Raw genomic sequence first — 23,873 nt, 5'->3', positions numbered from 1 at the left:
TTAAATGTGCACCCTGCTCTCAATTCCGGGAGTAAACAAATTGCCGCGCAGATGATATGCCGGGGTTAAACAGAAGACTATAACCGTGGTTTATAAGTTTCTGATGATCAAAATGATCTGTGTGGGTTTCAACTATGATAACTTGTATATTTTTCAGGTCCCCATCTTTTAATTCATCTATCAGGGCCTCCTCATATCCTTCCACATCAAGTTTCAGTATAAATACCTCTTTATCCAGTTTGTTGATAAAAGAAAATAGCCCAACAGATTCAACCGTTAAAAATTCATTTGAATTGGGCAATGTTGTCCACCTTCCACTCCAATCGCTTTGATCAGGAGCATAAAGGTTTAATGTTCCATCGTTTATGGAAACAGCCTTGTTTAACGCCTGTATCTTACCAAACCGATCTGCATTCTGGCTCAAATACATGAAACTATCGGGGTTGGGTTCAAATGAAATCACCTCGATATTTGAAAGATGCTGTGCACACATAATGGAGAAAGCGCCAATATGTGCACCGCAATCAATAATATAACTGGGCCCGGCTGGCTGAATATTAGTTAACAGGCTTTTTACACAATACATATCCTGATCAATAACCTCTGGAATTACCCAACGGTCATCATCGGTATCTTTACGGTAGGCTATTTCCAAAACATCATTCATTGTACCAGACTTAAGCAATTGTCAAAAAATTCTCTTCAACCGGTAAAAACATTCTCACCAGGTAGCTGAAAAATGTGTCCTTATCTAAAATATCATCTTCGGGGTTTTCAGAAACATGTTTCCTTACCATATTAGCAGAAATCATATAGCAGTAAGAATCGTGATTAACAAACTTCCGATGTTCCTCATCTGTCCTTTTGGTAAAAAACTCTTCGGGTTTACTCCAGCACACCGGTTGAATTTGCTCTACAGTTAATTCGCACCAGGGAACATTACTTTCATTAAGTGTAGATGTTAATGCTTTTGACCCTAAGGTAAGCCACTCAATAGGTTGGCCATCCCTCAAAATATCGCAAACACGATTATAATAGTTTTGGGCGATAGTGCTGTTCCTGGATGCACCCATCAGGTTGTTGGTAACCTCGCCCGAACGTTCCCTATACCCCAAAAACTCATAACTATTTAAAGTATCTGTTAAAGGCTTAAGAGACTTGGCAACCAAACAATCCGAATCAATCCATAAACCACCATGTTTGGCAAGTAAAAACGCCCGGATAAAATCGGCCCGGTGTGCAACACAAAGATTTTCAAGACGGATATCGAGATCGGCAATGCGCATTTCTTCAAAGCTTTCAGATGTCAGCAATCGAACGTCAGAGGCGTGCGCGAATACTGTTTTTTGGCATTCGCTGATCCAATCAGGAAGATCTCCTTCCCAATAAAGCCATACCGGTAAATCTGTTGATTCCTGGTTAGTCACGATTAAAGTATTTAGCTTATTTTTTGAATAACGATAAGGGAATCTGCCTGGTGAACCTGCCGGTAATTTCCACTTGTAAGCAGTTGATTTACGTACGCCTGCACATCGGGATAATAATCTGCATAATCATGAAAAGCTACATATCCGTAAACTTCCACAAAGGATGAAAAGTGCTGAAAATCATCATTGATACTGATATAATCATGTAAACCATCTATAAATAAAAGCGAAATTGCACTATCCCATTTAACATCAATTGATTTACACACACATGAAATCACGGTATCTAATAGATCGGCATTTTCAATATTAAGGTTGAAGCTTTCAAGAGATGGTTCAAAAACACACAAATTTGAGCCCAAAGCGCCCAACTTTCCGTCGTGCTGATCAACTGCGTATACCTTAATTTCATTTGATATGGATTTGGCAATTTTACCAAGCAATATGGTTGCTTTACCATGAAAACTACCAACTTCAACCACATGGGCGTCAGGGAATTTAATACACGCCTTTAACGCGAAAGCCATCAATAATTCAGACTCGGCATCGCTTAGCCATCCCTCAATTTTTTTTGTTTCGGATATTACCTGCAACGGAAAAAACAATGACTGATCAATAGCTTTCTGCACCGTATTTTTCTTGGCTGGGATATAATTATTGAGATGTAAACGTGTACGATTCCTGATCTCATTATCGTACTCCCGGGCCACCGGATGTATCCAAAAAGCGTGAGGATCATTTATTGCACAATCCAGATCAAATGTTGAGTAGGATTTTTGATAGTTGTTGAAAGTATTACAGCACGGGTTCAGTAAAATATCATAACCAAGCAAACTCACCATTGTAGGTAAAATAATTTCTTCGGTCGCCCATATCCCAGTGTGCTGCATGATTCCCTTGAGCAGAATATTTTTTTTAAATTGTTTAACCAAATCTTTAACAGCATCATAAGTGAACACTGTAGAAGGCCAAAAAGACCAGTGTACAAACTTATCCTCCCCATCGGGAAAGGTTTTTAACAAAGGCTTCCACAAATCATATTCTTCAAATGCTTTAATAGATGTCCATACATCCTTGTTTTCCGCAGTAATGCGTTCTGGCCGGCTTGATAATAGCCCAACGTTACTTTTATCAGAAAGAAAATTGGATATAAATGATGAGTATCCAGGCTGAACACTTAATTGATCAGAATCAACAATTGTTAATGTACTAAATGAAAAATTGTCAAGCGCAAATTCCATACACTCAAGTGCAAAAGGATGCAGGTAACCGTGCTTTACCGGGTAATTAACCGGGCATATAACAGCACCAAATTGCTCAAAAGGAAACAGTGTGGCGCTGAGCTCAAAGTCGGTTCCCCCGTTGAAAATTAAAATTATGGATGAAGGATCGTTATAATGTAAATTACGAACCATGTCAATTATACAATCCGGGTTTTCATGCACCAGGCATGCATAAATATTCTTTTCTTTTTGGGTATTGTTTTGAACAGGAGCATTATTTGCACTTCTGACCACAGGCTTATTCGTTGTGGCCATGTGATAATCACGATAGTGTTTTAAATCAGCCTGCATAATTTGTTCAATATCATTTACAGGAAAAGGATGCCACCAATCTCCCGAAGTTTGTTTGGGACTAATGTTTTGATCATGTATCATATGAACAGACATGGTTGTGTCTTCAAGTTCGGTAACATACTCCGGCGCGGTACCCCATACAAATAAACCATCCATGCCTACGTCGATATTTTTAAACGGGTTCATTTCCCAATGCGATCTGTAATAGCATAATGAACTACCTAAAAGCCACTTACGCTGATCTGCAGGGTATTTATATTGATAGGCCTGGTTATTAAAAAAATCATAATAAAGCAGGTTGTTTATTCCGCAAACTTTTGCATTATTTTTATTCAATTCATGTACCTGGTATTTTAAACGATGCGGGGCGTACCAATCGTCATCATCCCAGTTGGCTATGATACTGCCGGATGCCTTGCTGCAGGCCATATTTAATTTTTCGCCAAGTGTTATTTTATGATCAAGGCGAATATATTTTACACCAGGTTGGTTTAAAACCAGGTCTTCAATGCAATCCGTTCCGTCATCAATGATAATTAATTCCTTATTTTGATGCTCCTGCCGCTGAAAATACCGGATGGCATGTGGTATAAAACGCCTGCGGTTATATGTAGGCATGATGCATGATACAAGCGGAAGCTTATCCATACTTTTGATTGACAGTAAATATTTTTCTTATTGTAATTAAGCGGAATACCTGAATTTTGGCGGTAAAATAAAGCTTCGCTTAAGGATTGTCACATACATATCCGTTTAAAGCGTAAAATTCCTGGTACTAATTTAGATTCAATGGTAGTGTAACTCTAATAGCTCAACTATTATATTATAAAAATAAGTGCATTCAAAATCAGGAACAATAGCCAATAGTAACTATTTTACATTAACATTTCCGGAGGCATGATGAACAAACCTCAATAGAAAGTGATTGGTTAATTGAATTTAAATGCACTCCTACTCTTTCTTTTCCGCGTTTAAAAAACAGTTTTCCCTGCAATCCTGTAAAAGGGCCTTCAACAATCATTACATCATCTCCCTGAATAAGGTTTGGCTCCAGCTCAAAGGCCACTTTTTCAAATTTCATGATGTTTAAAATTTCATCTTCAGTCATTGTTGCTGGCTTGCCTTCAAACGTAATAAACTTCAAAATGCCACCTATACTTAATAGCTTAAAGCGATCGTTTTCGGTTGAATTAATAAAAACATAGTTAGGAAACATAGGTACCTGCAATTCCTTCCTCCGATCGCTCCACTGCCTTATTACTTTTTGCAAAGGCAGGTAAGCTTTGATCTTTTTCCTGGTTAATTCATTATATATTCTTTTTTCGAGATTGGGAAAAGTATAAATAATGTACCAGTTATTTTTTAAAGCAGTTTCCATAAAAATGATAAGTATAGATGTATTTTAAGAAATTGCAGGCTTTTAATCAGTTATAGATATGACCCGATAGCTTTTAAATTATATTTCATAATTAAACTATACGTTAAAATTGAGCATCTTTAATAACAAGTGAAATAGCCATTTATAACTATTTTATCATTTATCCGGCAGATTTATTTTCTCGGAACCAAAGCCCCAGTTTATACTAAACAATGCTATCGACTTGCCCAGTGATTCGAAATTTTTTCCGAACGCGCCTGTTAAAATGATATTTTCAGTTATTTTATAAGTAACAATACCAACAGTTCTGTTTTCGTTGCCTCCCCTGCCATTTATGTACCGGTACAATGACTCAACACCCAATGAAAGATCATCCAGATCGATACCAACCTTACCTCCCACATCAATATTGTTCGTTTTTACAATATTATTATTTTCATCTTTTGCAAAATTATCCCATAAAGACCGAGCTGAAAAACTAAGGCTTACATAATTATTTGAAGGTTTGTTATTTGTGCCGGCCAATTGCGCGTAATATGATAGTGTGCTCCATATACCTGTACGCCCGCTTTTCCATGGTTCATTATCTATACCATAGGTGGCGTAAGCCCCGGCAAAATCCCATACAAATTTGGGTTTTTGCTTATATAGATCGCCAATTTGCTTTGCCAGATCCAAACTTTTATGGCCTTTTTTCTCCATGTAGTTCTTTAATAAATTATCTAAATCTAATTGTGTGCTAACCGATGTCTTTTGGTTGTTAAAGTCTTCCAGATCTTTTTGCGCAGCTTCATGCCATTGACTTATTAAATTATTGATTTTTTGAGCATACCCGGATTGCGGCACTTTTATCAAGGTAGTTTTTATTCCTAATGCAAATACTTTTTGAGATACATCCACATTATCAGGAATAAGATCCTTATGGATAAATGACACCGATAAACTTGTAAACTTTAGTCCCGAAAAAATATCTTCACTACCTATTTTTAACTTTTGATCCTCACCTATTTTAGTATTAAGCCCCACTGCCGCGTAAACACTCTTTCCATCGGGATTGATAAACCAGTAAGGTGCAAACTCAGCCGAATAATTATCGGGGAAGCCAGAAGATGACTTATCAAAAGATTGGGCTAATCCTAAAATAAACTTCCTTGGCGTATTTGGCGTTTGTACCAATGAGGGAGTTAAATCAGTAAGGATAAAACCTGGTGAATTGGGAAGGGCAAGATCCTGCAATTTTACTCCCTCCTGCGCATTTGTAATTAAGGCTAATAACAAGAATGCGCTAAATGATATTAACTTTTTCATATTAAATCAATTGGTTTAGCTAACAGCACTGTAGTAAAATCATCATCTACACTTTTTAACGGATCAACATAGGTTTGTAAGCCGTCTGATCCACCGCTTAAAGTATAGGTTGCATCTATATCATTATATGCGTTTTTTCTATCTTCCAATGACCCAATAAGATCAATTTTGGTCAAAATGGTAAGTCGCTTGTTTTGAATATCTGACGCTTTTCCAATAGCTTGAGTAATGATATCCCCAGATGCATCCTCTGATTGAGCAACGGAGGTACCCACAGTAGGCGGATCAACAATCTTAATTGTTGCACTGGTGGCGGCAAGGCCAAACGTAAAGATATTAACAGCCAAACTTATCTGGTGCTCATTATTCCCGGTTTCATAGGTTTCCATAACTATTTTTTTTGTAGACACTCGTCAGTATCAATGTATGTATTGATACTGAAATTTAGATTTAAGTATTTGATTTATAAATCTATAAAGTTAAAACAACTTAATAAATAGTTATTAATAACTATTGCATGTATCTATGATGTTTAAGAGTTTTATAGTACATAAACCTTAAATAAAAAAGACATCGGCCTTTTAATTTACCGTACAGCGTTAATCTTTTTTAATTATAAAAGTGTTTTTTATTTAAGATGGCAACAGCGTAAATCCGCTGTGCAGTTTGATCTGATATACCTGGATAATTTATTCTTTAATTAATAAAAAAGGAGGCACTATGTTGGAATTTAAAATCATTGAGGTGCAATTGGCTTAATCTTTATATGTAACCCAATAAGTATTTTATGCAAAGCCAACTGCCAGGATACAGCACAATAATTAAATCATTGAACTGCAAGTACTTAGCGCTACATCCAACAGCTTCTACAAGATAAACCCCGAACCTTGCTTTTAAGAGTTTTTTTACATATAGCATTATTGGCTCCCCCCTCAAATAGCTTTTAACAACAAGTTGATTTATCACTAACACACCTGAAGAATATATAATGTTAAACCTAATTCATAAAACCAATTTTCAAAATGGCATATAAAATACTTTCATTAGATGGCGGCGGCTCCTGGGCCCTGATACAGGCCAGGGTACTTAAAGATATTTATGGTGATGTTTCGGGACATGAAATTTTACGCCAATTCAACCTCGTTATTGCAAATTCAGGTGGTAGCCTTGTTTTGGCTTCGCTATGCAACAACATGTTAATTAGCGAAATAATTTCTGTTTTTGAAGATGAAGGTAAACGAAAACAAGTTTTTTCAAAATTATCCTTCTGGGAAAAATTAAAATTTAAAAATATTGCAAGCCTTACCAATGTGCTTGGCCCCAAATACAGCACCGATAGAAAGCTAAGCGGACTCAAAAATGTATTGAATAAATATGATAGCCTTATTGTACAAAAAAAGGCTACCAAGCCTATTTTAGATACTTACTTAAATGAACTGCCGGCTATCATTGGCAAAAATGATTTACAGATACTTGTTGCCGGTTACGATTATTTTAGGCAAAGAGCGGTTTTCTTCAGATCAAACCCGGCAAGTAGGACAGATTTTAATAACAAAAAGTTTTACCAGGTAAGCCTGGCGGATGCCATACATTCATCAAGTAACGCACCTATTAACTACTTTGATTCGCCTGCAGCAATTACTACCAACTTACTTGGGGGAAATGACAAACGTAAAACCTGGTTTTGGGATGGCGCAATATCCGGTTTTAACAACCCAGTACTTGCGGGCTTTATAGAAGCCCGGACAAATAATCCCGACTTGCCACTAAGCGATTTTAAAATCCTTTCGTTGGGAACTGGTACGGGTGGTGAAGCCATTATTGCCGACTATCAAAATTCAACCGATCCTGTAATTGCCGCTATTTATAATAAAAACAAAGGCAACAAACTGGCCATTACAGACAACAGCTCTTCGTTTTTTGCCGATATAAAAAAATTGTCGACCAGTATTGTGGGTGACCCACCCGATTCTGCCACATTTATAACCTATGCCATGATTGATCCTTCATTAAGTAATGAAGCTTGTTTGGTGAGGATAAACCCGTGCTTAAAACCGATATTAAACCCGGATACCCAAATATATGAGGCACCTGATGTTTATAAAAACGACCCAAACGGCAGCGCTGATTTCGTTGCGATAATGGATCTTGATATGGATGCTGTAGATAATGATCAAGTTGACCTGATTAAACGCCTTTGTGTTAAATTCATTGTAAACGGGCTGGGTTTGTGTTTACCTAATCAGTTAATACGCGGCGATGGTGCAGGTGTTCACCTGGGGTTTGATACTTACAAAGCAGCTAAAGAAAAATGGCTGAGCAGCGGTAAGTAAGGACGATAAAATTAGTGCAATGAAAAATAGATTTTCATTTAGTCGTAACCAAACGATTGTATTGGCCACTTTATTTTTTGTACTGGTAATTGGTGCAATTTACTTTTTTATCTATGTTCCAAATAACCAAAATGAATTAGAAGCTCAGCGCTTTAGATGTTTGCAAAATATCGAAATAAACATACAATCAAAAGTTGATAATTCTATTGCACTTTTAAATACCATACTTAATACATATGAATTAAACCATCCCCTATACAACCGTGAAAGATTAAACAAGTACCTTGAACGTTATCCCCGCAAAAACTTCATCCTGGAGCCTATAAAACCGGTGCAGGAGCCGGAAGATAAGAACAAGGTAAGTACCTCCACTGATAGCCTCTGTAAAGTAGAATTTGATAACCGCAGGCTAACTATTCACCTGCAAAAGGGAGGTTACTTTATTCATATGAGGTATACCTTAAAACAGTTTATTGACCCTTTGCTTACCAACGAAATATTTGACCAGTATATTTTTCTCAGGCAAAAAAACATCATCTACCAAACGTTTCCCAGCGGCATAACAACCATTGTACCTGACTCGTTAAAATCTGATAAAAGTGCTTTTTTAGAGGGACAGGTAAAAAATATACACTTAAGCGGGAACGACTACAAGATTTTTTCACAAAGGCTAAACATCAATGCCGATTCAGTGATCACTGTATCGGGGTTACTTACTACCAAAAACTATCAACAGGAAAGAAATAAGCTTCCGGAAAACATAGTTCTTTTACTATTAACAATCGCAGCCGCTGCTATACTTGCTTTACCCTGGTTAAAACTTTATCAAATGGGAAATAAGGACAGGCTGACAGCAGCAGATGGAATATTTTCATTTGCAGTATCTATGCTATTGGTATCATTACTGTTCTTCGCTTTCTTTAAATACAATTCCCTTTTCAAAACCGAGTATCGAAAATCAAGAATCAGTAGATATATAGCTGATAGTTTAAAGTATCGATTCGGTATCGAGGTTGCTAAGGCTTATCATATTTTGGACAAAGCAGATCTATTGATGAATGATCAAACCACCATAGCCTCCACAAATAATCCCGGGGAGAATGTCACCTCCAATATTTATGATCAGGACAATAAGGTGGTATTTCCTGATATTCAAAACAAATTAAAACAACTTACCAAGGATCTAAATATGAATCAGGTCTACTGGTTAGATAATAAAGGTACCGAAGTAAAAGGCTGGTACACAAAATCAGAACCGGCGCCTCCGGGCAATTATGCATACAGGGATTATTTTATTAAACTTCGTGATCACAGACCATTTTATCTGGATAATGACCCCAGGAAGCCATACTACTTTGAGCAGGTAGTATCCTGGACGTCGGGAGCATTTACTTCTATTTTGTCCAAGCCATCAATAAATAAAAACTCTCCTTATGTGGCCATATCAATTAACTTAACAAGTCTTGATCATACTATTTTACCTGCTGGTTATCTTTATTGTATCATCAACAACCAGGGAAGGGTATTATATCATATTAATCCAGCTAAAAACCTTAATCAAAACCTGTTTGAAGAGCTATCGGATTATCAAAGTCTGAAAGCCAGTATAGATGCACATACCGATAAATACTTTGAAACAAGGTACTCTGGCAAACAATACATAGCTTATGCAAGTCCAATTCATGGCCTTCCTTATTACCTTGTAATACTTGAAGATAAATCGTTTAAGAACATTCGCGATATCAATAACTTTAGCTTTAGTTTTTCTATGCTATTTGCCTTTTTCTGTATCATAGCAATGATACTAACGGCTGTCTTTTTGTTTTCCATCAAAAAAATCTACTATAAAAAACAATATTTTGATATATCATGGATCGGTCCCAACGATTGTTTTCACCAGCAGTACAACTTGGCCGTATTCTGTAATCTGATTACTATTGCACTACTCATCATTTGGTGTAACTACACCAGCTTTCTGCAGTCCTTTTTTATTCTTTTAGTTTCGGGCACAGCGGCTATTCTTTTCATAAACTATTTATATTCTGCATATTATAAAAAAAACAACCCTGAGTTATATAAGCAAAAAAGAAATGCATCCATTGCGCTAAGCGTCATTATTGGTCTTATAAATGTTACCACATCTATTTTAACAGAAGTTGTGCCGCTGTTAACCTATGAAGTTACCTTATTTATTCTTTTAATATTAACCAGGAAAATTCACACTGTTCTTTGCGAGAAAGATTTAATTAAAAAATTAAAAATTTGGAATTTTAGTACCAGCTATTCGCTAATGACATTTACCCGCATTATAATTACCAGCGGCTTGCCAGTAGCCCTCTTTTATACTTCTGCATTTAATTACGAAACAAAACTTATTGCACGTTACAGGCATACACAATTCATTAAAAACATTATAGCACAAAACCCTCTGCTACTAAATAATTATCCACACAATAATATTTATCGGGATAGCATTTGGATTAACACGTACAATATTGTGTCAAAAAAACCTCATAGAGAAAAGTTTGTAGATAATTATCATGCAACAACCCTATTTAACCAGTTAACTATTGATAAAGAAAATCTTATACCCGGCATTAAGGAGCTATATCACTTCCCTCCGGATAGTTTATGGACATACACAGCATTATTTACAAAAGGTGAAAATTATACCGACTATAAAAGATCGGCAAACTCCTACCTGGTAGTCAAATCTGACACTATCCAATACAGCTTACCTGGAATTACAATGGATAGAAAATGGTACCTGGGCGTAACTTATTGGAGTTGTTTTTTGTGTTCTTTGCTGCTTTTTTGGTTTGTATTTCATCATATTTTAAGAAAGCTGTTTGCCTTAAATCTGCCTAATGAAACTTATTGGGAAAATATCGACAACCTGCTGTTAACCGATAATCAACTTAACTCATTACTTTTCATAATCGGCTCTCCGGGTTCTGGTAAACTGGATAGGGTTATGAACTTAATACATGAACATAAAATTAAAGGGAAAGATGCCTCAACCATAGCTTACCCTGTTGGTGAAACTTCAAATAATTGTTTGATTGCTGATATGATACATATCCCCAATGATGAAAACAACATGGGAGCACAAATAGAGTGGAATAATTTAAAAACCGCAGTAAAAGATGCCCGGTACTCGTTGATCATTGTAAACCATTTTGAGTATGATATTAAAAACCCGGCTACAAACCGCTTAAAACTCAACTTTTTGGAGGATTTAATGCAAAGAAATAGTGCAAAGGTTTTTATAATTTCCACAGTGCATCCGGTAGATTTTCTGGATTCATTAAATGACCTTGAAAAATATAAAGATGAGGAAAAAAGGCTGCCAGAACATGACCTGGAAAGATGGCATGTATTATTAGGACATTTTAAGATCGTGATAAAAAAATTAGACCCCGGTAACCTGAAGATAGAAGAGGATATGCCTTTATGGGAAAAAACAATCCTGTATGAAACAAACAATGGTCACTTTTTTAAAAAGCTGCAACAACCAATAATAAACCAACTTAAAGCCGATAGTAAAGGGAAAATGCCGCCAGATAGTGACGCCCTGTCATTTAAATTAGGGATTACAGCTCACTATTTTTATATGTACATGTGGCAGTCATTAACTAAAGAGGAAAAGTTTCTGCTTTATGACCTTGCCCAGGATGGCCTTGTAAATCCATTTGATGAGTATAACCTCACTTTACTACTTAGCAAAGGATTAATTGTACAGGAAGGAAGTGTTCTTAAACTTTTTAACAGGGGCTTTCGATATTTTATTCTTACCGCGATAGGCAGCTCAGAAGCCATGAAAATAAAAAACCAGATTAAGGATAATGGCAACTGGAATAAATTAAAAACCCCGCTCCTGATATTGATCATTGCTGTTTTAGCGTTCCTTTTTGCCTCGCAACAAGAAGCTTATTCCACACTCATTAAATACCTTACAGTGATAACAGTAGGCATACCAACGGTACTTAAATTATTCTCTTTCTTTGATAATACGGCGGCGTCAAAAAGCCCTTAAGGCAATTACCACCCCACAAAACTCTTCCGTCACTATTTTTTTGAAATAGGAGGATCAACTGATTTGTCTTGAGTATTGGGAATACTTTTTGCGGGCGGCCATTGAGTATGTTCAGTATCTAAAATTGCTTCTATTCTTGTAACAAAAATTGATTTCCGGTCCACATCATTTGCAGCATAAGGCCCAATATTGAAGTTGTAATAATAAATTTCGGGTTTTAGTTTTTCATATGTTGATCGATATTTGATCCATAACTCCTGGTAATTAAAGGTCTTTAAACCAGTTGTTAAAATTGCTACTATACTGGAAACTGTTACAACCAGGATATTTACATTAATAAGTGGATAAATATTAATTGCACCGGATTTTACGCCATTTAAAGCAGCTATAACAGGAGTTAATGCTGATAAAATAATTAACACCCATTGAAACTGCTTATACTTTTTTTGATTTTTTGCCGAGGCCTGCTGATAATAATCCATTTGTTTGATATAACGGTCTTCAACGTATTTATCAAAAGTAATTTGGTCCATTTTACAGCTGATTTGATTATTTAAATATAACGAAAAGGCTTTATTATAATAAAAAATTAAAATAAATGAGAATTAAAAGAGCAAGCTTGATATTTTTTGGTTTTACTAAATATAAAAATTAAATTAATCAATTATTAATAACCTGTCATGTTACTTAAAACAATCAAAATTTTCCTCGCTTCTTCTTCCGAATTGAAGGCGGACAGGGATGAATTTCGAATTTTTATTAGCAGGGAAAATGACAGGCTACACAAACAAGGTATTTATCTTGAAATACTTCAATGGGAATATTTTCTTGACGCTATATCTGATACCCGACTTCAAAACGAATATAATAAAGCCATCGGCGAATGCGATATCGTTCTTTGCCTTTTTTTTACAAAGGTAGGAAAATACACTGCCGAAGAATTTGACACCGCTTACCAGGTTTTTAAAAATACGGGCAAACCCCAAATATGGACCTATTTTAAAGATGCGCCTCTTAATTCGGGATCAATTACCGAGGAAATTAATACGCTACTGGCCTTTAAGAAAAAAATTAGTGAACTGGGGCACTTTAAAACAGTGTATACTGGCATTGATAATTTAAAATATCAATTTAAAAGCCAGTTGGATGACATTTTACCGGGCATAATCATGCCGGACGAATCTCTACAGAAAACTGTGGCGGAAGTTAAAACTTCGGCAGATGAACCCAAACGAAATTCCTTTAATGAAATACTCACCCGCCGTTTGATGGAAAGTATCAGGATTTACAGCCCCAGGGCAGCTAAATTCTTAGAAAATGCTTCAAGAATGGTAACCGACTGGGAAACACAAAGCCGTTTCAGCGACCCCGCCAAAGAGATTATTGCCTTTAGCTTTGTAGGCGTGTTAGGTATCCAACTTCGTAAACTGATGGCAATTGGTAAAGAGGAGTCGTCGGTTAATAAATTTAAAAAATACCTGGAAAACTGCCAGCTCACCGCAAAAAGAATTCTTCAACTCTTATGCTTTTCGCTTATTTCAAAATTGTGGGATGACAGAAAGGATAAAAACTACGTTCTTACTCCCGACCAAACTATTATCTGCAAGAATTTTTTTGAAGATGAATTTGAGCTGGACGTCAATGGTCTCGTCAGTTTATTAAAAACCCTTATTGCAATTTTTATCGATAATGAACTGGATTTCCCTATAACAGAATTGAATGAGTTTTCAACAAACCTGCATGCAGAAAGCGATTTTTTAAAGGCATGTTCCGGATTACAGGCTGTCAATATTTTGCAGGATAACTCTTCCTTTACAGAATCAGACTGCACGGAAGCAGAAATACAATTAACAACTGTTCTGGAAAATTTAAAATTCCTTGTTAACTACAGGATGGTGTCTATTAAATCCATCGGCTATTTCGAAATGCGCAACACCAAACCTCATTATCTGTATAACTACACGGTTTTAGGTATTGACAATAAATCCAATGTTAACCAGGAAAGAGTAAATTACGCTGAAACGCCTATAAATACTGATGCTGTTTTACTTTACAAAGGAAGCTACCAACAGAACCTCAATCTTTTTCCATTTGTAATTGATGTAAATGCCCTGGCATTTGAAGGTGGAGCAAAAATATGTTTTTATGCCTCGCACAATAATACTGATGAAAGCTTAAATTATATTTTTTTGGAGGATAATAGTGTTGTGAATATTGCTGATACCGGAACGGTAAAGCCAGGTGTTGATTTCAATGAACTACTGCTCGATCCAAAAAAATTCAGAGATATGCGTTTCGACAATGTGTTTAATCTTTTTAATGAAGCTAAAAGAGCGGTTACAGGAATAGACGACGACGATAAAGAAGATGATTTGAGCCATCTTTTCTAAAATGATCCTATCGGTTAATTTCAACAGGAGGCCATCAAATGAAAAAATATCCTTTTAAATTTTTAGATGCTTACAGCAAAGAAGATACAGGCATATTTTTTGGCAGGGACGAGGAAATCAATGCCCTTTATGAAATGGTATTTCAATCGTCCATTTTGCTGGTCTATGGCGCCTCCGGCACAGGAAAAACAAGCCTGATTCAGTGTGGACTGGCCAGTAAATTCCCATCGCATGATTGGCTGGCATTAACGGTACGCAGGGGCAATAATATTAACGCGAATTTTGAAAAGGCGCTGGCTGACGCGGGAGGTACTTTTGTGGCAGAACAGGATAATATGGATTGGCTTGCCGAGTTAATGGAGGAAAAAGAAGTTATTTCAACTTCCCCACTGTTAACCCCGCTGGAGCAGGCGTTTAAAGCTATCTACTTAAACTCTTTTAAACCTATCTATCTCATTTTTGATCAGTTTGAAGAGCTTTTTATCCTTGGCTCAAAAGAAGAGGAACAACAATTCATTACCACAGTACAGGAAATATTGCAAATAGAACAGCCTGTAAAAATGATTTTCTCGATAAGGGAAGAATACCTGGGATATTTATACGATTTTGAAAAGGCGGTACCACAACTATTACGTAAAAAATTGCGGGTTGAGCCTATGAACCTCAACAAAGTACTGCAGGTAATTGAGGGGGCTACAAGTTATAAAAACTCCAATGTACGGTTGAAAACTGATGAGGCCAATTTGATTGCCGAGAGTATTTTTGAGAAAATAAAGGATAAAGAGAAATCACTGACCATACAACTACCTTACCTGCAGGTTTTTTTGGATAAATTTTACCTGAAAATAACGGGAGACGAGACCCGGCAGCGAGAAGCCGTATTTACCGCAGAGGCATTGAGTACGATTGGAGACATTGGCGATATACTACAGAATTTTTTGGAAGAGCAGGTAGCCGGCATCAGCAAAAAACTAAGCCAGGGAGATACAATCATTCTGCCGGCAACCATCTGGAATATACTATCTCCATTTGCCACTCTTGAGGGCACCAAAGAACCTATCAGAAAAAAAGGGTTATACGAACGGCTTCCAGATATAAACGCCATATTGATTGATGCTGTGGTAGAAGCATTTATTAACGGCCGGATATTACGTTATACAGAAGATGTTGACCTATATGAATTGGCCCATGACTCGCTGGCCCAGCGGATTGCCGAAAAAAGAAGTGACGAAGAAATTGCGTTGCTAGAAATAAAACGCCTGGTAAAAGCCCATACCTCTTTAAAAGCAAATGCGAGGGAATTATTTTCGGAAAAGCAATTAAATTTCATCGAACCTTTTTTGGGCAAACTGCAGCTCACTGCCGAAGAAATGGCATTAATTGATGAAAGCCGGGAAACAGTTGCAGGTTACAAAGAAAAAGAGAAACAACAACTGGAAAAGGAAAAGCGGGATTTACTTGAAAGGCAAAGGCTATTAGAAAAAAATCAAAATTCGCAGAAGCGCTTTATTTGGGTGATAAGCTCCGCGCTTGCCATAATGATGATAATAGCCATATGGGCAATTGGTAAAAAAAGACAAGCAGACAACGCGGAAAATAAAGCAGGAATAGCTCTTGCTGAAGCTAACGATGCTAAAACCGCTGCAATAAAAGCGCAGGACTCAACCGGGCTGGCTCTTGAAGAGGCTAACGCTGCCAATATTATTGCAGTAAAAGCCAGGGATTCAACTAAAATAGCCCTTGCAAATGCCAATGCATCAGAAAAAATTGCAAACACACAAAAAGAAAAAGCAGAGCAGGCGAAAAAGAATGCAATAAATGCTGAGGATTCCACCCAAACGGCCCTTGCTCATGCAAAGAAGCTGATCAATGCCTTTTATTTTTATCATGGAAACCTCGCTTTGGCACAAGGCTCAAATAAAGCATATGGTTTTATCGACAAAAACGGAGATGCTGCAATTGATTACTTGTATAAAAACGTGGAGCAGTTTGACTATACCGGCTTTGCTAAAGTTAAAAAAGTTGTAGGGGGGAGAACAAAAAAGACAGTTGATTATTTAATTGATACAGCAGGATTAGAATACACAGTAGTATACAAATTAGCAGATTTAGACGAACGCGTTGTCGCATTGGATTTGCGCAATCAATATTTGGGAAAATTTCCGGCTGAAATATTCAAATATCCGCAATTACAAATTATTCTATTTGGTCACAACTATATTAAGGAATTACCTGCTGAAATTGGCCAATTAAAAAACCTGAAAAATTTAGATCTATCAGGTAACGGCTTGCATAATTTGCCTCCTGAAATTGAGCAGTTAACTAATTTGCAAAACTTAGATTTGCATAATAATGTACTGGAATTTGAGCACACCAAAATAGGACGGCTAAAAAACTTAAAGATCTTAGATGTAAGCGACAATGTATTGCAGAGTTTACCTCCCGAAATAAAGCAATTAACAAAGCTGCAAGACCTAATATTAACAGACAATAACTTACAAAGCTTGCCTCCCGAAATTGGGCAATTAGCAAACCTGCAAAACCTCGATTTACATCATAACAGTTTAGAGCATTTGCCAGCCGAAATAGGACAGTTGCATAAACTAAAGACCTTAAATTTAGGGAAAAATGAATTGCAAAGTTTGTCGCCGCAAATTAAGGAATTAAAAAACCTAAACACATTGGATGTAAGCGAAAATGGTTTGCAAAGTTTGCCTGCCGAAATTGGGCAATTAATGAACCTGCAAAACTTAAATTTAAATCATAATAAATTAGAGCGTTTACCTATCGACATAGGGAGGTTAAAAACACTGCAAAGCTTAGATTTATCAAACAATTTATTGAAGAGCTGGCCCACCCAAACAGCGGGACTAAAAAACTTAGAGACCCTGGATGTAAGCGAAAATGGGTTGCAAAGTTTGCTTCCTGAAGTTGGGCAATTAACAAACTTGCAAAATTTAAATTTGAAATATAATGGATTAGACCGATTGCCTGCTGAAATAGGGCGATTAAAAAAAATGCAAAATTTAGATTTATCAAGTAATGGCTTGCAAAGCTTGCCTGCTGAAATTGGACAATTAACCAACCTACAGAACTTAAACCTGGAATATAATAAATTAGCGCATTTGCCCATCGAATTTGCGCGGCTGAAAAGACTGCAAAATTTAAATTTTCGTCATAATTTAATGAAGAGTTGGACTACTCAAATAGAGAAATTAAAGAATTTAGAGACCTTGGATATAAGCAATAATGGATTGCAAAATTTGCCTGCCGGAATAGGACAAGTAAAAAAACTACGCCAACTTTTTATTGCAGATAATCATTTGAATAACATTCCTCCCGAAGTAGGTCAGTTAAAAAACTTAAAAATGTTGTTCCTGTTAGGGAATGTTATTTCAGAACCTGCATTAAAAAAGATCAAAGAATTATTACCACAATGTCAGATTATAAGTGACTAATCCCCCTTCATCCCCCTCATCAAGAAAAAGCAATAGGTTTTCTCGCTTTTTACTGGAAATGCCAAACTAAATAATTTATCCGAGCACAATTATCAGAAAGCCATCTCCCGTTAAATCAGCTTACCGTATCCAAAAAAAGAGATTTCATTGCAGACAAAATTGATGTTCGCAATGAAATCTCTATGATATCTAAACCTGGTGAAACGGAGGTTTAAATTACTTTGAACTATCCAACATTTTCATCAGCTCCTGGGCAACAAATATTGATGAAGCAGGATTTTGGCCGGTGATCAGTAATCCATCTGTGGTAGTAAACGGTTTCCAATCTTCTCCTTTTACATAGTTAGCTCCTTTAGATATAAGCATATCCTCCAGCGAAAAAGGCACTACTTGTGTTAATTGTGCAGCAGCCTCTTCCGTATTGGTAAAAGCAGCTACCTTTTTACCTTTTATTAAAGGCTCACCATCTTTGGTAACAACATTTTTTAATGCCACGGGCGCGTGACAAACAAATGCAATAGGTTTATTATTGTTATAAAAAGACTCAATCAATTTTGCTGAGTTCTTGTCCTCCGAAAGATCCCACATAGGGCCATGGCCGCCAGGATAAAACACAGCAGCATAATTTTTTTGATTTTCTGCTGATAACTTTACTGTATGGCTTAATTTTGATTGTGTAGCTTTATCGCTGTAATATCTTTTTGTAGCACCTGTGCTGAAATCAGCTGTTTCACTTTTAGGATCAATTGGGGCCTGGCCGCCTTTGGGAGAAGCTATAGTCACCTCGTAACCTTCATCTACCAGGGCATAATAAGGAGCAGCAAACTCTTCAATCCACAGTCCGGTTTTTTTGCCGGTATTACCGAGTTCTGAATGGGACGTTACAACAAACAGAATCTTTTTACCTTTTGCATTTTTTGCCAATTTTACCGGATTAGGTTTTGCCTGCGCATACGCGGTTACTAATATCAGCAAAGCTGCCAATATTGATTTCATAGAATATTTCATTTTTTTAATATTTATTTTGCCCAAAGATCAATGCAAAACAAATAGGTCGATAGGATTCAAATCACACTCTTTATGTGATTTGAATCACGCTATTTTGCAGGTGCGGTCAATCTGCTGAGTGTTTCCCTCGTTATTCCGAGGTAGGAAGCCACCTGTTGTTTGGGAACTTTTTCAAGCAGATAGGGATATAGCAAGATAAGTTGTTCATAACGCTCCCTAACATTATTGTTTAACAATGACAAGATCCGGTTTTGAAGGGCGATATAACCAAAATTGGATTTCTTGCGAAAGAAATACTCAATCTTATGAAACTCCCTGCAAAGCTTTTCTCGGTTTTCAATCGTCAAACTCAACACTTCTGCATCGTCGATACAGTCAATATAAAGTTGAGCAGGTGTGCCCTTGTAGTAAGATTGATAATCAGAGATCCACCAATCTTTAAACGCGAATTGGAGGATGTGCTCTTTTCCAAGATCATTAACGGTATAGGCCTTTAAACAACCACTCAATACGAAATAATCATTGTTTACCGGATCTCCGCGTTCCAGAAGAATACGGCGGCGTTTAACTTTTTTAAATGAGAAATGAGATAATAAATAATCAAACTCGGCATCATTTAAGGTGATCAGTTGTTCAAAATGTTGCCTTAAAATAATACTCATCATTAATGGGAAAAAGTACACAAAAAGTCATTTCAATACTACTGCTGTTTGAAACAACCCACCTTTTTAATTTGCAAAGATAGGTTTATTTATCATCCACAAATATGCTTTTAACTGCATCAAGATAACCATAACCGTAAACATTATCCGGCTCAAGATAACTTGTCTCTGTCCATTCATTCCAGCTGTTTATGGTGATCAGCGGAGCCTGGCGGGGATGGGCATCCACATAGTCTTTAGCCATTTGCAGTGCTTTGGCAAAATTTTCGGGCGTATTATTTTTCATAACCGCGCTTCGCCCCAACCGCGGGCTGTTATCCCAGCCGATGCTTACGTGCGGATAATAGGTTAACTCAAAGGTTGTATCTATCCGCGCCCATTCTTTTTTTACCTTTTTTATAATGTTCATGTAGTCGTCATTTACATCAACAAAATGTACAAACTGGTAATGCGTGGCGCTGGTAAAGCCAAGTTTTTTAACAAAAGCGCTTTCCGGAGCCTTGCCCTTGCCGCCATCAAATCCACTATAGTTAAGATTTTGCGACCACATGGTTAATTGTAACTCAAGCCCCGGGAATCCCGCCCTTTTTGTTTCTTCCTTAAACCACTTTAAGGCCGCAGCTGTTTGTTCTATTCCCCCAAGTCCCGCAATCAATTGGGGTACATCGTAAATCATAAACACCGGTTTCCCATCAATCTTGTAATATTGCGAAAGCTTAAAATACTTTTCAATATTTCGTTTACAGATCTTTTCAAACTCATCCCTGCTTACTTTCCCGTTCCAGATCACGTTTCCGTCGTTTATCTTGTTCAGCCTTGTATCCCAGGTATTCACCACATCATGGTTAGCCCACATCAGGTAAAATTTCATTTTATTTACATTGTCAGCTTTCAAAAAGCCGTTGTTCAATGTAGTTTCCATAAACGGGCGACCATCGTACCAGTACCAATCAAAAATGAACACATTTACACCATGCTGCGTGGCCTCGTTGATCTCCATGTTCATTATCGCCGGATCTGCTTCATTTACCGTTCCCCATACAGGTTTCCGGTTCCAGTAATGCCCGGGATATCTTTCCTGCATGTTCATTACCGTTTCCCATTCACCAATACCCGAAGGCCAGAACGGGCGTAAACGCGGGTCATCATTGGCGTAAGCCGGATACAGAAATGCCGCTACATCATATTTCTTTTTGGGTACTTGTTTGGTGTTTTGAGCAACCGAATTTGCGGCTATCAACAATGACAGGCCAAAAGTTACTGCAAACGTAAGCCGAATGCTCAGGATTGGTTGATAAACCTGTTTCATGCGCATCCCGTTAATCATCCGTAGAAATTTCATAAAATTTAAATGTTGGTTTGTAATGGCATTAATTGACGGGCGCTGGTATTTACGTAATTTTTTAAATTCTTTAACCGATTAAAACTTTGGAATATCGTTGCGCATTTAAATATTTTACAGATAAGGCATATTACGATGATGTTCAACAATAGTGGTATCGTTTAGAATAATTGGTTGTATCGAAAATATTTGATTTCTTTTAAAGAACTATCCTGCACTGTCTTTGAATAGGCAAAATCATAAAATAAGCTAATTGCCTTTAAAACAAAAAACCCTTAAATCAACTGATTTAAGGGTTTTTGACTCGATTGGTATCGCTTTTTGATTTCCATAATGAAAAAGCTAAATACGACATTTTTCAAAAATTACCTAAATACTACTTTTTACCGCCAAGAATAGTAGGCGGATAGCCGAAATATTTTTTAAAGGCGAAGGAGAAATGCGAAAGATTTTCAAAGCCAGTTTCCAAATATACCTCGATAGGTTTCCTTCCCTGTTTTTCCAACTGGTGATGAGCAAGTGCTAATCTTTTCTCGATGAGCCATTTCTGGGGAGTGGTATTGAATGCCTTTTTGAAGTCACGTTTAAATGTGGTCAAGCTTCGCCCTGTCATAAGTCCAAATTTTTCAATGTTCATGTTGAACATATAATTCCGTTCCATAAAATCCACGATGTTGATTTTATCCAATTGTGAAAAATCGGCTAACACATTGTCAATATTGGGATCAAGTGCCCGTAGAATCGTGATAGCCTCTTCAATCTTCACCGATATGATTTTTTCCGGTAGTTTGCTTTCCAGATCGTAGTAGGGAATTAGCGAAGCAAAAAAGCTTTCCAGCATCGGGTGCTTCTCATAAGTTTTAATCTGATGGTTGTTAACCTCTGTAAATTGGGGTGGATTGCCCGCATAAAATTCCTTTAACCTACCTGGTCTAAAGAATATAACAATTGCTTTATAAGGTAATCCATCCTTTGGATTTTTGATCAGCGTAGATAATTGATTACAAGGAAAAAGCAGCGTATCGCCAGCCCCAAACAAATAAGATCGGTCTGCCTGTACCACCTTCATTTCACCAGAAATAATTTTGGCAAAAGAATGGTGCTCCATCGCAATCTCGTCCTTGAAATATTTTTCTTCTATACAGGATAGCAGTATTTCGGCATACTCATTTTGTTCTTTTCCAGCCATATCGATTAAAACATAAATCTAAACAATAAAAGAACTTTAAATGGCAAAAACTGAACCTGTCAACTTTTCACTCAAAGTCCAAAGTTTTTTAGCTGATTCTTCTTCCAGCGTATAAGGCATCACCTTTTTCATCAGGCCGGTTTCAACTGTTTCTTCAGTCACTAAATGGTCAAGGTCAGCAATATCATTGTCTTCACAATATACCCCCCCGAAACCATTAAGTTTAGGAGTTGTTGCACACCAAACCGTTGTCGCAGCACCCTGAGAAAGAGATTTCAATCCTTTTGAAGGGTCATTGATCACCTGTCCATCCTCATCAAACACACCATAGGCTACCAAATCCTCATGCGGCACATTTCTGCCTAATTCGGTTTCTGATATGATACCAGGATGTAATGAGTATGAACGAACGCCAAGCTTTTTACCTCTGTTATCCAATTCTAACGAAAAAAGAATACTGGCTGTTTTCGATTGCCCGTAAGCAGAAAAGGATTCAAATTCTCTATGAAGAAAGTTAGGATCATCAAATATAAAGGGAGAAAAGTGATGCCCCCATGATGAAATATTAATCACCCTTGCTGCCCCATCTTTAACCAATGCGGTCCAAAGTTTTGCAGTTAATTGAAAGTGGCCCAAATAATTTGTAGAAAGTTGCGATTCGTATCCACGCTTATCACGTTGCAACGGAACCCACATGATACCCGCATTATTGATCAGCAAGTGCAGTGGCTTACCAGAATTTAAAAATTTATCAGCAAATGCGTCAATGGAATTCGGCTCCATAAGATCCATCGTCTCCACTTCTACGTTTGCAATTCCTGCTAATCTCCTTTTTGCTTTTTCTATGTTTCTGGCAGGCACGATAACTGTTGCCCCTGCATAAACTAATGCCTTCACCGTTTCAAGGCCAATACCAGCATAACCACCTGTTACGATTGCCGTTTTACCTGTGAGGTTGATGCCTTTAATCACATCATTTATAGTGGAAGCTGCATCAAAGCCTGAACCCAAGGGACGCTGTAATGCTCCGTTATAATTATTCTGTTCCATTTGTATTTAGCTTTTACGAACAAGTTCTAATTCATACCCATCAGGATCAAGTACCCAGGCGGCATAATAACCCGGATAGTATTCGGGAAAAATCCTCGGTGCATGCATGGACTGAGCACCCGCTTTCAATGCTTCATGGTAGAATGAGTTAATTTGCTCATGGCTTTCGGCTACAAATCCAATATGTACTCCACTTGGATTTGAATTACCTTCTTTAAGCCAAAAGAATATAGTTTGTCCATCACCAAAGCCTTTTAAATCCGGGTGACCATCCTGTCCCTTAAAATCCATAGACATGGAGATGCCAAGTGGCTCAAAAGCTTTTGTATAAAAAGCTATTGAACGCTCGAAACTGCTTACTGTTAATATAATATGATCAATCATAATTTTGTTTTTTGTATATCCAAAGGTATTCTGTTTGTAAACCCTGGACTTTGTTTTAAAGGCTTATTTTACTTTGCTTAGAGGGCCACTGTTAAATAGATGAAATCAAGAAGATTCAATGTGCCGCTTCTCATTCTCGTAATATTAAGTTTTAAGAATTACCAATGCGGCTATTGCAGCGGCCTAAGGTAAAATATAATGGTACAAAGGTGATCTTCGCTGAATAGAAGCGATGTGAATTATAAATTCTGAAGCGCTTTGCAGCATGCGGAATAGTAAAAATAGCCCCCCATTGGAGTACTGGGAATAGGCAAAATCATAAAATAAGCCA

17 protein-coding genes are annotated in these 23,873 nt (G+C 37.1%); 4 read left to right on the top strand and 13 right to left on the bottom strand.

Features of this window, described 5'->3' with window-relative positions; genetic code table 11:
- Window positions 1-19: 19 nt before the first annotated feature.
- The 6 genes from AC1DYB_RS02705 to AC1DYB_RS02680 all read right to left on the bottom strand — a co-directional run bounded on the left by AC1DYB_RS02705 (window position 20) and on the right by AC1DYB_RS02680 (window position 6,079).
- A complete protein-coding gene (locus AC1DYB_RS02705; RefSeq protein ID WP_295721231.1) occupies window positions 20-667 on the bottom strand; it encodes an FkbM family methyltransferase in 648 nt (215 codons plus the stop codon).
- A gap of 10 nt (window positions 668-677) precedes the next feature.
- A complete protein-coding gene (locus tag AC1DYB_RS02700; RefSeq protein WP_477432192.1) occupies window positions 678-1,427 on the bottom strand; it encodes a capsular polysaccharide synthesis protein in 750 nt (249 codons plus the stop codon).
- 11 nt (window positions 1,428-1,438) lie between these two features.
- Window positions 1,439-3,652, bottom strand: coding sequence for a glycosyltransferase (locus tag AC1DYB_RS02695; RefSeq protein ID WP_477432190.1), 2,214 nt, complete (start codon window positions 3,650-3,652; stop codon window positions 1,439-1,441).
- A gap of 232 nt (window positions 3,653-3,884) precedes the next feature.
- Window positions 3,885-4,382, bottom strand: coding sequence for a UpxY family transcription antiterminator (locus tag AC1DYB_RS02690; RefSeq protein WP_295721237.1), 498 nt, complete (start codon window positions 4,380-4,382; stop codon window positions 3,885-3,887).
- Between the two features lie 156 nt (window positions 4,383-4,538).
- Complete coding sequence (locus AC1DYB_RS02685; protein ID WP_295721239.1) at window positions 4,539-5,690, bottom strand: hypothetical protein; 1,152 nt, start codon at window positions 5,688-5,690, stop codon at window positions 4,539-4,541.
- On the bottom strand, window positions 5,687-6,079 hold the full coding sequence (locus tag AC1DYB_RS02680) for a hypothetical protein (protein WP_477432187.1): 393 nt from the start codon (window positions 6,077-6,079) through the stop codon (window positions 5,687-5,689). Before AC1DYB_RS02680 ends, AC1DYB_RS02685 begins: the two co-directional genes overlap by 4 nt.
- 633 nt (window positions 6,080-6,712) lie before the next feature.
- Between AC1DYB_RS02680 and AC1DYB_RS02675 the strand changes: the two genes are divergently transcribed.
- Both AC1DYB_RS02675 and AC1DYB_RS02670 read left to right on the top strand, forming a co-directional pair.
- Complete coding sequence (locus AC1DYB_RS02675) at window positions 6,713-8,023, top strand: patatin-like phospholipase family protein (protein ID WP_477432185.1); 1,311 nt, start codon at window positions 6,713-6,715, stop codon at window positions 8,021-8,023.
- A gap of 19 nt (window positions 8,024-8,042) precedes the next feature.
- A complete protein-coding gene (locus AC1DYB_RS02670; RefSeq protein WP_477432183.1) occupies window positions 8,043-12,059 on the top strand; it encodes a cache domain-containing protein in 4,017 nt (1,338 codons plus the stop codon).
- A gap of 32 nt (window positions 12,060-12,091) precedes the next feature.
- Here the strand turns inward: AC1DYB_RS02670 and AC1DYB_RS02665 are convergent, their stop codons facing one another.
- Complete coding sequence (locus AC1DYB_RS02665; protein WP_477432181.1) at window positions 12,092-12,592, bottom strand: DUF4231 domain-containing protein; 501 nt, start codon at window positions 12,590-12,592, stop codon at window positions 12,092-12,094.
- A 147-nt stretch (window positions 12,593-12,739) separates the two neighbouring features.
- Between AC1DYB_RS02665 and AC1DYB_RS02660 the strand changes: the two genes are divergently transcribed.
- Window positions 12,740-14,449, top strand: coding sequence for a hypothetical protein (locus AC1DYB_RS02660; protein ID WP_477432179.1), 1,710 nt, complete (start codon window positions 12,740-12,742; stop codon window positions 14,447-14,449).
- Window positions 14,450-14,487: 38 nt separating this feature from the next.
- Window positions 14,488-17,907, top strand: coding sequence for a leucine-rich repeat domain-containing protein (locus AC1DYB_RS02655; protein ID WP_477432177.1), 3,420 nt, complete (start codon window positions 14,488-14,490; stop codon window positions 17,905-17,907).
- 216 nt (window positions 17,908-18,123) lie between these two features.
- Here AC1DYB_RS02655 and AC1DYB_RS02650 read toward each other — a convergent pair whose 3' ends face one another.
- The 6 genes from AC1DYB_RS02650 to AC1DYB_RS02625 form a co-directional block, all read right to left on the bottom strand.
- Entirely contained in the window at window positions 18,124-18,903 is a 780-nt protein-coding gene (locus AC1DYB_RS02650; RefSeq protein ID WP_477432175.1) for a type 1 glutamine amidotransferase domain-containing protein, read from the bottom strand.
- A 101-nt stretch (window positions 18,904-19,004) separates the two neighbouring features.
- Window positions 19,005-19,580 (bottom strand): Crp/Fnr family transcriptional regulator, encoded by a 576-nt coding sequence (locus tag AC1DYB_RS02645; protein WP_477432173.1) that lies wholly within the window; start codon window positions 19,578-19,580, stop codon window positions 19,005-19,007.
- Window positions 19,581-19,662: 82 nt separating this feature from the next.
- The gene (locus tag AC1DYB_RS02640) at window positions 19,663-20,919 is read right to left on the bottom strand and encodes a glycosyltransferase WbsX family protein (protein WP_477432171.1); all 1,257 of its coding nucleotides are present in this window, start codon (window positions 20,917-20,919) and stop codon (window positions 19,663-19,665) included.
- Window positions 20,920-21,295: 376 nt separating this feature from the next.
- Window positions 21,296-22,108 (bottom strand): AraC family transcriptional regulator, encoded by an 813-nt coding sequence (locus AC1DYB_RS02635; protein WP_477432169.1) that lies wholly within the window; start codon window positions 22,106-22,108, stop codon window positions 21,296-21,298.
- A gap of 36 nt (window positions 22,109-22,144) precedes the next feature.
- Window positions 22,145-23,158 (bottom strand): SDR family NAD(P)-dependent oxidoreductase, encoded by a 1,014-nt coding sequence (locus AC1DYB_RS02630; protein WP_477397245.1) that lies wholly within the window; start codon window positions 23,156-23,158, stop codon window positions 22,145-22,147.
- 6 nt (window positions 23,159-23,164) lie between these two features.
- Window positions 23,165-23,542 (bottom strand): VOC family protein, encoded by a 378-nt coding sequence (locus tag AC1DYB_RS02625; protein ID WP_477432167.1) that lies wholly within the window; start codon window positions 23,540-23,542, stop codon window positions 23,165-23,167.
- Window positions 23,543-23,873: the final 331 nt, after the last annotated feature.

The sequence above is a fragment of the Mucilaginibacter sp. P2_A4 genome (genome assembly GCF_056405015.1).
Note: the sequence above shows the minus strand (reverse complement) of the source record. Positions and strands in the feature narration are given on the sequence as shown.

Coding starts and splice junctions, on each gene's coding strand:
- AC1DYB_RS02645 (WP_477432173.1), bottom strand. CDS start 19,580: ATGATGAGTATTATTTTAAGGCAACATTTTGAACAACTGATCACCTTA.
- AC1DYB_RS02670 (WP_477432183.1), top strand. CDS start 8,043: ATGAAAAATAGATTTTCATTTAGTCGTAACCAAACGATTGTATTGGCC.
- AC1DYB_RS02690 (WP_295721237.1), bottom strand. CDS start 4,382: ATGGAAACTGCTTTAAAAAATAACTGGTACATTATTTATACTTTTCCC.
- AC1DYB_RS02675 (WP_477432185.1), top strand. CDS start 6,713: ATGGCATATAAAATACTTTCATTAGATGGCGGCGGCTCCTGGGCCCTG.
- AC1DYB_RS02695 (WP_477432190.1), bottom strand. CDS start 3,652: ATGGATAAGCTTCCGCTTGTATCATGCATCATGCCTACATATAACCGC.
- AC1DYB_RS02625 (WP_477432167.1), bottom strand. CDS start 23,542: ATGATTGATCATATTATATTAACAGTAAGCAGTTTCGAGCGTTCAATA.
- AC1DYB_RS02685 (WP_295721239.1), bottom strand. CDS start 5,690: ATGAAAAAGTTAATATCATTTAGCGCATTCTTGTTATTAGCCTTAATT.
- AC1DYB_RS02640 (WP_477432171.1), bottom strand. CDS start 20,919: ATGAAATTTCTACGGATGATTAACGGGATGCGCATGAAACAGGTTTAT.
- AC1DYB_RS02650 (WP_477432175.1), bottom strand. CDS start 18,903: ATGAAATCAATATTGGCAGCTTTGCTGATATTAGTAACCGCGTATGCG.
- AC1DYB_RS02630 (WP_477397245.1), bottom strand. CDS start 23,158: ATGGAACAGAATAATTATAACGGAGCATTACAGCGTCCCTTGGGTTCA.
- AC1DYB_RS02655 (WP_477432177.1), top strand. CDS start 14,488: ATGAAAAAATATCCTTTTAAATTTTTAGATGCTTACAGCAAAGAAGAT.
- AC1DYB_RS02635 (WP_477432169.1), bottom strand. CDS start 22,108: ATGGCTGGAAAAGAACAAAATGAGTATGCCGAAATACTGCTATCCTGT.
- AC1DYB_RS02680 (WP_477432187.1), bottom strand. CDS start 6,079: ATGGAAACCTATGAAACCGGGAATAATGAGCACCAGATAAGTTTGGCT.
- AC1DYB_RS02665 (WP_477432181.1), bottom strand. CDS start 12,592: ATGGACCAAATTACTTTTGATAAATACGTTGAAGACCGTTATATCAAA.
- AC1DYB_RS02660 (WP_477432179.1), top strand. CDS start 12,740: ATGTTACTTAAAACAATCAAAATTTTCCTCGCTTCTTCTTCCGAATTG.
- AC1DYB_RS02705 (WP_295721231.1), bottom strand. CDS start 667: ATGAATGATGTTTTGGAAATAGCCTACCGTAAAGATACCGATGATGAC.